The sequence below is a fragment of the Hyphomonas sp. BRH_c22 genome (assembly GCF_000961795.1).
Classification (GTDB): Bacteria; Pseudomonadota; Alphaproteobacteria; order Caulobacterales; family Hyphomonadaceae; genus Hyphomonas.
On sequence record NZ_LADU01000084.1, the window covers coordinates 31,139 to 41,203 of the forward strand.

16 protein-coding genes are annotated in these 10,065 nt (G+C 64.0%); 4 read left to right on the forward strand and 12 right to left on the reverse strand.

Features of this window, described 5'->3' with window-relative positions; all coding sequences use genetic code 11:
* Window positions 1-18: 18 nt before the first annotated feature.
* From VR74_RS10875 to VR74_RS10890, 4 genes are all read right to left on the reverse strand, one after another.
* Entirely contained in the window at window positions 19-405 is a 387-nt protein-coding gene (locus VR74_RS10875) for an MAPEG family protein (RefSeq protein WP_045696697.1), read from the reverse strand.
* 76 nt (window positions 406-481) lie between these two features.
* Entirely contained in the window at window positions 482-757 is a 276-nt protein-coding gene (locus VR74_RS10880) for a hypothetical protein (RefSeq protein WP_045696699.1), read from the reverse strand.
* A 126-nt stretch (window positions 758-883) separates the two neighbouring features.
* Entirely contained in the window at window positions 884-1,192 is a 309-nt protein-coding gene (locus VR74_RS10885; protein ID WP_045696701.1) for a hypothetical protein, read from the reverse strand.
* A 64-nt stretch (window positions 1,193-1,256) separates the two neighbouring features.
* A complete protein-coding gene (locus VR74_RS10890) occupies window positions 1,257-1,970 on the reverse strand; it encodes a sulfur transferase domain-containing protein (RefSeq protein WP_045696703.1) in 714 nt (237 codons plus the stop codon).
* Window positions 1,971-2,122: 152 nt separating this feature from the next.
* Between VR74_RS10890 and VR74_RS20890 the strand changes: the two genes are divergently transcribed.
* Genes VR74_RS20890 through VR74_RS10905 form a run of 3 tightly spaced genes read left to right on the forward strand, consistent with a single transcriptional unit; the run spans window position 2,123 to window position 3,411 of the window.
* Entirely contained in the window at window positions 2,123-2,494 is a 372-nt protein-coding gene (locus tag VR74_RS20890) for a DUF6249 domain-containing protein (protein ID WP_299950197.1), read from the forward strand.
* Window positions 2,475-3,050 (forward strand): RNA polymerase sigma factor, encoded by a 576-nt coding sequence (locus VR74_RS10900; protein WP_299950199.1) that lies wholly within the window; start codon window positions 2,475-2,477, stop codon window positions 3,048-3,050. The genes VR74_RS20890 and VR74_RS10900 overlap by 20 nt, the downstream gene beginning before the upstream one ends.
* A gap of 13 nt (window positions 3,051-3,063) precedes the next feature.
* Window positions 3,064-3,411, forward strand: coding sequence for a hypothetical protein (locus VR74_RS10905; protein WP_045696705.1), 348 nt, complete (start codon window positions 3,064-3,066; stop codon window positions 3,409-3,411).
* Between the two features lie 55 nt (window positions 3,412-3,466).
* Here the strand turns inward: VR74_RS10905 and VR74_RS10910 are convergent, their stop codons facing one another.
* Entirely contained in the window at window positions 3,467-4,057 is a 591-nt protein-coding gene (locus VR74_RS10910; RefSeq protein ID WP_045696707.1) for a nucleoside triphosphate pyrophosphatase, read from the reverse strand.
* A gap of 5 nt (window positions 4,058-4,062) precedes the next feature.
* Window positions 4,063-4,281 (reverse strand): translation initiation factor IF-1, encoded by a 219-nt coding sequence (infA, locus tag VR74_RS10915; RefSeq protein WP_045654549.1) that lies wholly within the window; start codon window positions 4,279-4,281, stop codon window positions 4,063-4,065.
* A gap of 158 nt (window positions 4,282-4,439) precedes the next feature.
* Between infA and VR74_RS10920 the strand changes: the two genes are divergently transcribed.
* A complete protein-coding gene (locus tag VR74_RS10920) occupies window positions 4,440-4,973 on the forward strand; it encodes a hypothetical protein (protein WP_045696709.1) in 534 nt (177 codons plus the stop codon).
* A gap of 12 nt (window positions 4,974-4,985) precedes the next feature.
* Here the strand turns inward: VR74_RS10920 and VR74_RS10925 are convergent, their stop codons facing one another.
* The 6 genes from VR74_RS10925 to VR74_RS20895 all read right to left on the reverse strand — a co-directional run bounded on the left by VR74_RS10925 (window position 4,986) and on the right by VR74_RS20895 (window position 9,975).
* On the reverse strand, window positions 4,986-5,462 hold the full coding sequence (locus VR74_RS10925) for a UPF0262 family protein (RefSeq protein WP_299950200.1): 477 nt from the start codon (window positions 5,460-5,462) through the stop codon (window positions 4,986-4,988).
* Window positions 5,455-6,762, reverse strand: coding sequence for a histidinol dehydrogenase (gene hisD, locus VR74_RS10930; protein ID WP_045696713.1), 1,308 nt, complete (start codon window positions 6,760-6,762; stop codon window positions 5,455-5,457). Before hisD ends, VR74_RS10925 begins: the two co-directional genes overlap by 8 nt.
* Window positions 6,763-7,215 (reverse strand): DUF2948 family protein, encoded by a 453-nt coding sequence (locus VR74_RS10935; RefSeq protein WP_045696715.1) that lies wholly within the window; start codon window positions 7,213-7,215, stop codon window positions 6,763-6,765. It lies immediately after the preceding gene.
* Window positions 7,216-7,224: 9 nt separating this feature from the next.
* Window positions 7,225-8,505: a UDP-N-acetylglucosamine 1-carboxyvinyltransferase gene (gene murA / locus VR74_RS10940; protein WP_045696717.1), complete on the reverse strand. Its 1,281-nt coding sequence runs from the start codon at window positions 8,503-8,505 to the stop codon at window positions 7,225-7,227.
* 91 nt (window positions 8,506-8,596) lie between these two features.
* Window positions 8,597-9,805, reverse strand: coding sequence for a cytochrome P450 (locus VR74_RS10945; protein ID WP_045696718.1), 1,209 nt, complete (start codon window positions 9,803-9,805; stop codon window positions 8,597-8,599).
* Window positions 9,802-9,975, reverse strand: a complete 174-nt coding sequence (locus VR74_RS20895) for a hypothetical protein (RefSeq protein WP_299950202.1) — start codon at window positions 9,973-9,975, stop codon at window positions 9,802-9,804. The genes VR74_RS10945 and VR74_RS20895 overlap by 4 nt, the downstream gene beginning before the upstream one ends.
* Window positions 9,976-10,065: the final 90 nt, after the last annotated feature.

Here is a 10,065-nt window from a genome sequence, read left to right on the forward strand (position 1 = left end):
GCCGTGCAACTGCTCAAATCAGGCAAGCCCGTGATAAATCAGCATGCCTGCGATCCCGACAAGGGGGATCCATGTCAGCAGCATGCCGGCCGCGCGGGCCGGCAGGATCGTCCGCGACAGCCCGATGGCGTGCAGAATGCGGCCAAACGTGAACGTGGCGCCCAGAATGTGGATCCACAGCGCCGGGATGCCCATATAGGCCGCCGTCACAAGGCCGACCATCATGGCCGGGATATATTCGGACGCATTGCCATGCGTGCGGGTGCGCAGTTCCAGTTCGGCATTGCCGCCATGTCCGATCGAAATCTGGGCCGATCGGCGCACGAAGACGACACGCGACGACAGGTAGATCAGCAGCAATATGTTGATGCCGATATAGACGGCAGCAGCTTCCAGGGGTGGCATGTTTCAGTCCTTCCAGAAAAAATGCCGCCGGTGATTCCCGGCGGCATTACATGATTTCCTCGGTTTCATCGGCCGGTCAGTCGTCGCGGCGCGCGTCCGGCAGGCGGTCATTGATATCGTCGCGAATGTCCATCAGCGTAACGATCAGGCCGCAGACAAGGCTGGCAGCAATCCAGCCGGCCGCGGTGAAGATGGCGAAGTCCGCCACCTGGGCCAGTCCGCCGGCCAGGCCGAGCATCTCGTTGCTGAATTCGCCCTTGTTGTAGAGGCCGAGCGCGATGCCCCCGACAATGATCGCAATATATGCCACGTAGACCATGATACGGAAACTGTTGATGATTAAGAACTTCATGGGTGTCCCCTTCCTGTTTCGAAGCCGAATTTAGGCGGATAAAAGCGCGCCGTCACGCGATTACACGTATGAAACGAAACTCGCTTGCGGGCCGGTGCGAATTTGCACCAGTCCGGCCGCGTCCCCTTACTCCTTTGGCGGCGACAGTTTGCAGGTGAACATGTCGCTCACGACGCTGGCAAACTGCATCTGCTCTTCACCGGTCAGCGAGGTAACGAAGGCTTCGACATCGCGCTTTTCGCGCCCGATCGACTGGGCCGTGCGCTTGAACAGGTCAGGATCGAGCTTGGCCTCCATTGCATCGGCGATGCACGAACAGGTTTCGGCGCTTTCGCCATCGGCCGTGCAGGCGGCCACAAGGGCCTTGTGATCGCTGTTGCCGCTACAGGATCCAAGCGTGGTCAGCGCCGCGATTGAAAGGATTATGTGGCGCATTCCGGCATCTCCATGATCAGCTCAGGTGCCAAGGCAATCATGAATCTGGTGACAGGGAAAGCGCCTATTCCCGCCCGATAATCTTGTCGAACTGCACTTTGCTGCCGAACGATTCGAGAAATTCGGCCTTCACGGCGGCGCGGTCATAGTCTTCGGCGACCCAGTCGAGGAAGGGTTTCCAGTCCGTACGCGCCCGGCCCGCATTGAACCGCGCATAGGCGTCGAAAAACCAGTCCAGCATGCCGGTCTTGCCATGCTTGATGTGCAGGTACTTGAACGAAAGCTGCTCTCGCGCCTCCTCGAACGGCACCTTTTCGTGCAGCAGCTTGTACAGGACAGCCATCAGGCCCGCCCGGTCAGCCCCCGACTTGCAGTGCATCAGCGCCGGATATGCAATTCGCTCGAACAGGTCGCGCGCAGCGAAGATGGCTTCCCGCGTGGGCGTGTCCCGGGAAAAGACCTGGAAATCGACCAGTGCGATGCCCGCCGCCTCGCAGGCCTCCTTTTCCAGCAGGTAATAGCCCTTGGTACTGGTCCCGCGCAGGTTGATGATGGTGCGGATGCCCCGTTCCTTCGCGTGGGCCGCGATCTGGCGCGGCGAGGGCTGGTTCGCGCGCCACATGCCGGGCGCGATCTGGTGCAGATTGCTGAACCGGGCCCGCAGGAAGCCGTGGTCGCCCCATACAAGCTCCCGCCGCGCCCGTTTGCGCCCGGACCGCGTGGCGAGATCAGCCGCCACATGCGGGCGCTTTTTGGCTTTGGGGGTCAGTTTCACCATGTCGCCACCGCGATTACAGGCGTGCTCCGGCCCCTGCAAGCAATCGCGGCAGGAAGTTTTTTCACCCGGCTGCATCCAAATGCCTGCCTCGCGGCATCTACCCCTTGAAGCCGGGCAAAATGATCCGGTGAAACTGTAAGAAAGACATCATCATGGAAGACGTCCTCGTCCCAATCGTCCTGTTTTCTGTCGTACCGGTCTGCATCTGGCTGGTCAGCTATTTCAACTATCGCAAGCGCCTGACGGCCCATGAAACCGTGCGCCACGCCATCGATGCCGGCCAGACCGTCTCGCCGGAACTGATCGAGAAAATGTCCCTGCTGGTCGATCCGGTCCGTGCCGACCTGCGCCGCGGCGTGCTGTTCATCGCATTCGGCGCCGCTTTTGGCGTGCTCGGCATGATGGTCAACTTTGAGGACGGCGATGCCCTGCTGCCCATGCTCGGCGTGGCCGCATTTCCGGTTTTCCTCGGACTGGCGTATCTTGGCCTCTGGGCATTCGGTCATGGCCGCAAACCGGCCTGATCTCTGGATCGTCGCTGCGGGAGGCACCGACATGCGCACCGACCCTGACCTGGCAGCCGATGCCGCTCGCGGCAGCGAGAGCGCCTTTGCCGAACTCGTGCGGCGCCACCAGGCCAGGGTGCGGGGCATGGCCCGGCGCCTGACGGGCACGGCCAGCGACGGGGACGATATTGCCCAGGCGACCTTCCTCACCGCCTGGCAGAAAATCGGCACTTATGCGGGGGGCACGTTCGCGGCCTGGATCTGCACGATCTGCTACCGCGAATTCCTGCAGGTGCGCCGCCGCCAGAGAGTGGAGATCGAATTTGACGAGACAGCCGAGATCATTCCCTTCGACCGGTCCGCTGCGGACACGGGCGACAAGATGGACCTGTCGCGCGCCCTCGCCAGGCTGCCCGAGGCCCAGCGCATCTGTGTCACCCTGTGTGTCGCCGCCAGCCTGAGCCACCGGGAGGCCGCCGAAGCGACCGGATGGCCGCTCGGTACGATAAAATCCCATGTGACGCGCGGCGTGGCCGCCCTTCGCAAAGACCTTGCCGCCACCCAAGTGGCGTGATGGAGTAGACACCATGCGAGACCAAGACACTTACGCCGACCTGACCGCCCTGTTCGCTGCTGAAGACCGCGAGCATGAGGCCCGGCCCTTCGTGGACAGGGTGATGGGCCGCATCCGGGCGCAGGCCCGCCTGCGCAAGCTGCTGCTGGGTGCAACCGGTCTGGGCGGCGCGCTTCTGGCGGCATCCCAGTTGCCGAAACTGCTGGCCGATTCTGTCGGGCTTGATGCCTCGCTGACGACATCGATCCTTCAGGCGCAGGAAAACATCAGTGCGCTGGCCAGCGCCAATCCGCTCTGGCTGGGCATCGGTGCCATCGTCATGCTCAGCCTCGCCGCCGTCGCGGCAACCGAGCGGGCCTGAAACGGGGGCTCGCCTGCGGCCGATCTGAGCGCTCAGGATGAGCCGCTTTGGGAGATCAGCTGGATGGGCTCGCCCGCCACCCCATGCCCTCAAGCAAAGACTTCGTTTCGTATAATGGCAGGCCGACAATCGCCGTATAGCTGCCATTGATATGCGTGATGAAACCGCCGGCCATGCCCTGGATGCCATAGCCGCCTGCCTTGCCCTGCCATTCGCCGCTGGCGACATAGGCGGCGATCTCTTCATCGGTGAGGCGTTTCATCCGCACCCTGGCGAGGACGGTGCGCGACTGCACGCGGCCATCCGGCGCCTTCACGGCAATCCCGGTGATGCACTGGTGCGACCGACCCGACAGAAGGCGCAGGAAGGCCTCGGCTTCGGCTGCGTCCTCGGCCTTCTCCAGGTTGCGGGTGCCCAGCGCGACCACCGTGTCTGCCGCCAGAACGAAACCGTCAGCCTCGCACGCCGCCGCCTTCTCCCGGGCGAGGCGTTCGGCCAGTGCGCGCGGCGGCTCGTCCTTGCGGCGCGTTTCGTCGATGTCGGTGGGGGCGATGCGGGCCGGGACGATGCCGATCTGCGCGAGCAGGTCCCGACGGCGGGGACTGGCGCTCGCAAGGATGAGCGGCGCGTGTCCGAAGCTCGCCATGGATACTACTTGAAGCGGTAGGTGATGCGACCCTTGGTCAGGTCGTAGGGGGTCATTTCAACCATGACCTTATCGCCGGTCAGCACGCGGATACGGTTCTTGCGCATCTTGCCTGCAGTGTGGGCGATGATTTCGTGCTCGTTCTCGAGTTTAACGCGGAACGTCGCGTTCGGCAGCAGTTCGACGACCGTGCCTTCAAATTCGATCAGTTCTTCTTTCGACATGAAGTCTCCAAATTCAGAGCGGTCCGTTGCGCCGCCGAAACATATGTAGGGCGCGCCATAGCCCTTTGCACAGATTCCGGCAAGCTTGGAAGGTCAGATGGGTCCGTGGTTGTTCGCCGGGTCATCCTGACTTACGATTATCGGCCCTGGAGGATACCATGCTTGATCTTGACCGCTTCGTCGAAGACTGCCGCGCGGCGGTGGCCGCTGACCCGACCCACAAGGCCGTGCACGATCTCACGGCGCGCGCCTTCAGCGACCCGGCGGACGTGCTGGCCGCCGTCGGCGAACCGACGGCAGGGGGTATCTTCCCGATCTATCGGGCAGATGACCTCACCATCCTGAATGTGGTCTGGAAACCGGGCATGACCCTGATGCCGCACAATCACGAAATGTGGGCGGTCATCGGTGTCTATGGCGGCCGCGAGGACAATATCTTCTGGCGGCGAATCAAGGACGATCCGGATGGCCGTATCGAAGCCGCTGGCGCGAAAGCGATGTCGACGGGCGATGTCACGCCACTCGGCAAGGACATCATTCATTCGGTGACGAACCCCATTCAGAAACTGACCGGGGCGATCCACGTCTATGGCGGCGACTTCTTCGGCATCCATCGCAGCGAATGGGACCCGGAGAACCTGACCGAACGGGCTTATGACGTGGAAAGAGCGAAAGCCCTGTTTGCCACCTGAACAGGAGACGGCCTATCGCGTCTGCCCGGCATGCAGGGCGCAGATCAGGGTGAAGAGTCGGCGGGCGGTGGTGAAATCGACCTCGACCTTGCCTTCCAGCCGTTCGGCGACGAGCTCCGAGCCCTCATTGTGGACGCCGCGCCGCGCCATGTCGATCGCCTCGATCTGGTGCGGGGTCTGGTTGCGTATGGCATCGTAATAGCTGTCGCAGATCATGAAATAGTCGCGGATCACGCCCCGGAACGGCCCCATCGACAGGATGAACGTGTGCACGTCTTCCCCGGCCTCGTCGCGGACCGCAAAGACCAGCTTGCGCTCGACCTGTGACAGGGTGAGCGCATAGGGGCCGCGATCATGGCCCGGCAGGGCGAAACTGTTTTCCTCGATCAGGTCGAAAATCGCCACGCGGCGCTCATGTTCGGCGTCGGGGCTGGTCGCGCCCAGCGTGTCTTCGTCAATACTGACCGATATCAGCCGGTTATCACCCATCGCCCTCCCCCCGGTTGGTGCGGATCGAGACCGAGCGCGCATGCGCCGGCAGGCGTTCCGCCTCCGCCAGCCTGATGGCAGCGGGCGCAAGCGCGGCAAAGCCCCGGGAACTGACGCGCTGGACACTCATCCGTTTGAGGAAGTCATAAAGGCCAAGGCCGGAGCCGAAACGGGCCGCCCGGCTGGTCGGCAGGACATGGTTCGAACCGGTGACATAGTCGCCGAGGGCTTCCGGTGTCAGGTGGCCGAGGAAAACCGCCCCGGCATGCCGGATCTGCGGCAACAGCGCGTCAGGATCGTCAATGGCGAGTTCGAGGTGCTCCGCCGCGATCTGGTTGGCAATTGCGGCGGCGGTACCGAGGTCCGGCACGGTGACGATCGCGCCGTGGCGTTCCCAGGAAACCCGGGCGCGTTCGCCGGTCGCCAGTTCCTTCAACTGGTTTTCCACAGAGATTTCCACAGCTTTGCCCACAGACTGATCCACAGTAATCAGGATCGACTGGCTGGAGGGGTCATGCTCGGCCTGGGAGAGGAGATCGGCCGCAACCCAGTCCGGGTTGGCCGTGTGGTCTGCGATGATCAGGATTTCCGACGGGCCTGCAATCGTGTCGATGCCGACGCGGCCGAACACCTGGCGCTTGGCCTCTGCTACGAAGGCATTACCCGGACCGACAATCTTGTCGACGGGCCTCAGCCGCCCGGCCCCGAAGGCCAGCGCGCCGACGGCCTGCGCTCCGCCAATCGGGTAGAACTCGTGTACGCCGGCCTTCAGCGCGGCATAGGCCACGGCCGGTGCCAGTTCGCCGCCGGGTGCAGGCGCAACCATGACGATGCGCTCCACGCCGGCAATCTTCGCCGGGACCGTATTCATCAGGACCGACGAGGGATAGCTCGCCCGCCCACCGGGAACATAGACGCCGACGCTTTCCAGCGCCGTCCAGCGCCAGCCCAGCTCGACGCCTGCGCTGTCGGTGAAGGAATGGTCTGCCGGGCGCTGGGCCGCATGATAGGCCGCAATCCGGTCATGCGCGAAATCGATGGCTTCGCGCAGGTCAGCCGGGCAGTCTGCCGCCAGCGCATGCAGGTTCACATTGTCGGATTCCAGCGTGGTCGGGTCGATCTGCAGCTCGTCATACTTGGCCGTGTAATCGGCCACCGCCCTGCCGCCGTGGCTTTCGACATCATTCAGGATCCTGGCCACGATGCTGGCCACGTCATGCCCCGTTCCCCGGTCTTCACCGAGAAAGGCAGCAAACGCATCCTTGAATCCAGGCGCGGTGGAATCGAAGCGGCGCGCCACCTAGCGACGCCTCCGCTCGTGGCTCGGCAGGTTGCGCGTCGGCCAGACATAATCGCTGTCGAGCAGGGTGGCGTCGAGCACTTCAACGTTCAGCGTGATTTCGCCATCGCCCGCAAACAGCAGCGTGACCGTGCCACCCGGCGGCTCGTCTGCCAGCGTGAAGCTCACGTCGAGCAGGGAGAGGATCAGTTCCGGATCGGCCTTGGTGACGGCCCGCGTCTTCGCGCCCAGCACGCCGTCAAAGGCCAGCAGCGAGCGCACGCGCGCGCCTTCCTTTGCGCGGGGCTGGCCGGCTTCCCAGCGAAAGCGGTTGAGTTCCAGCGAGAAGCGGTTCTTGCGGGCTTCATATTTTAGGCTGCCAGCCTTCACGACGGAATCCTGGACAGCCGCCGCAATGACCTGAAGATCCTCGGCCGTTTCGGCCAGGAGACGCAGCGCGTGTGGTTCAGACATCCCAGTCCCTTACTCGTCCTCGCCTGACAGGCGCTGGATATTTGCGCCGCAGGCATTCAATTTCGTTTCCAGCCGCTCAAAGCCGCGGTCCAGATGGTAGATACGGTTCACCACAGTCTCACCTTCTGCGGCAAGCCCTGCGATGACAAGAGAAACCGACGCGCGCAGGTCGGTCGCCATCACCGGCGCCCCTGTCAGGTGCGGCACGCCTTTGACCACGGCCTCCTGCCCCCGCACATTTATGTCGGCTCCAAGGCGCGACAATTCGGGCGCATGCATGAAGCGGTTCTCGAAGATCGTCTCGCGGATGATGCTGGTGCCGTCGGCAAGGCTCATCAGGGCCATGAACTGGGCCTGCAGGTCTGTCGGAAAGCCGGGATGCGGCTGGGTCGAGACGCTGACGGCCTTCAGGCGCGTGCCATTGCGGCGGATGCGCAGCGTGTGGGCCGCCTCGTCGGCATCGACCGTGACACCGGCCTCGCGCAGCTTGGCGATCATCGCGCCAAGCGCCTCGACCGGGGCGCCATCCAGCGTGACGTCGCCGCCAGCCGCCGCCGCCGCCATGGCATAGGTGCCTGCCTCGATCCGGTCCGGCATCACCGCATGGGTCGTGCCATGCAGCTTTTCCACACCTTGGATGCGGATCGTCGATGTGCCCGCGCCGCTCACCTTTGCGCCCATGCTGTTGAGGCAATCGGCCAGGTCTTCGATTTCGGGCTCGCGCGCGGCGTTTTCGAGAATGGTCTCGCCCTTGGCCAGCGTCGCCGTCAGCATTGCATGCTCGGTCGCGCCGACGCTCGGCATGGAGAACACGATATGGGCGCCCTTCAGGCCCTGGATCGCAGCGGCCTTGACGTAGCCGCTCTCGACTTTCAGGTCCGCGCCCATGGCTTGCAGTGCCTGCAGGTGCAGGTCGACCGGACGCGCGCCGATGGCACAGCCGCCGGGCAGCGACACGGTGGCATGGCCGGAACGGGCGATCAGCGGGCCGAGCACATTGAAGCTCGCCCGCATCTTGCGCACCTGTTCATAGGGCGCGATCGTGCTTTTCAGCTCCGCCGCATTCAGGTGGCAGGTCGACTCGCCCTTCGGCCAGTAAACCTCGACACCCAGCGTTTCCAGCAGTTGCGCCAGGAACCGCGTGTCCGCGAGGCTCGGCATATTGGTGAGCGTGATGGGCTCGTCGGTCAGCAGGCATGCGACCATGAGCTTCAGCGCCGAGTTCTTGGCGCCAGAGACGGGAATGCGGCCATTCAGCTGAGCGCCGCCAATGATGTTCAATCTATCCATGGCGCGCACTTATAGTCTTGTTCACGGCGCGGGAAAGGCGTGATTGTGGAACCTTGAGGCGCAAACGCAGCAGGTTCAGGGCGCCCCGGCCTCAGGACAGGCTGACGGGCAGCGACTCAAGCCCCCGCAGGCCCGACCGTTTGACCCATTTGAGCGTATCCGGCGGCGCCTGCAGCTTCATGCCCGGCGCCCGCCGGAACAGTTCGGAGAGCGCGATCTCGGCCTCAGCCTTGGCGAGGTGCAGGCCAAGGCACATGTGCGGACCGCTGCCCCAGCCGAGATGACGGTTGGGACGCCGCGCAAGGTCCAGCGCCAGCGGATTGCCGAACACGTCCGGGTCGACATTGCCGGCCGCCAGCAGGCCTATCACCTTCTCGCCCCTTTTCAGCGCCCGGCCCTCGAATGCCATGTCCTCGCGCACGAAACGCGGCTTCGTCATCTGCACCGGCCCGGTGAACCGCATCAGTTCGTCGACGGCGGCCGACAGGTCCTCGCCCTCAAGGCCGCGAAAGGTCTCGGCGGCGCCGGGCACGGTCAACAGGGCATAAATGCTGGCCGAGAGCAGGTGCGTGGTCGTTTCATGGCCCGCGACGAACAGGATGAACACCATCGTCACCAGTTCGTCCTCGCTCATCTGCTCGCCAGCCTCCCCGGCATGGACAAGCTCGCTCATCAGGCCGGGGCGCGGATCGCGGCGCAAGTCGGCAAGCTCGCCGCGCAGGGCCTTAAGCAGGGGGCTGAGCGCAAAGGCCGCGCGCAGCATCATCAGGGGCGATTCGTTCCCGCTGAACGCGCCCATGGCGACGTCAAACCGGGCCCGTGTCGCCTCGCTCATGCCCAGTACCGTATAGATCACCTGAAGCGGCAGCTTGCGGCAGAACCCGGCCACAAGATCCGGGTCGCCGCTGGCCATGTATTCCTCAAGCAACCGGTTGACCTCCTCCAATATCTGCGGCCGCATCGCCTCGATGCTGACCCGCCGGAACGGGCCATCCGCCAGCTGCCGCAGCCGCCTGTGGTCCGGATCATCGAGCGAGAGGACATTGTTCGCCAGCGTGCGGAAAACCTTAGGCAGGAACGGCAGGCCAAAGGCCGACCTGTGCCCCGCATTGCGCGCATCGACCGCGAAATGGTCTGCGTCCTTCAGCAGGGCCTGGATGGCTGAATGACGCGTTGCGCACAGCACCGGCCCGAAAAAGGGCAGCCTGATCTCGCAAAACGGCCCCTCTTCAACCAGCCGCGCCAGAGTCGCATGGGGCGAACGCCTGAACGCTTGCGACGACAGGTCCGGCCGCGTCACTCGCGCTTGCCGCCTTCCGGCACCGGCGGCTCGTCCTTCGCCTTGCGGGCTGCGGCCTTGCGGCGCTTCAGGTTCGCCCGCAGCGCCTCGGCCCGGCGGACGGCTTTTTCAGGGTCTTTTGGCGTGTGGGACATTTCCAACAGCTTTTCGCGGCTAAACGGTCTTTTCATCCGGTAAGTCATAAGCTAAAGCCGCGACTTGCAAACGGCAACGCCGCGGTAGCTCAGTGGTAGAGCGCGTCATTGGTAATGACGAGGTCG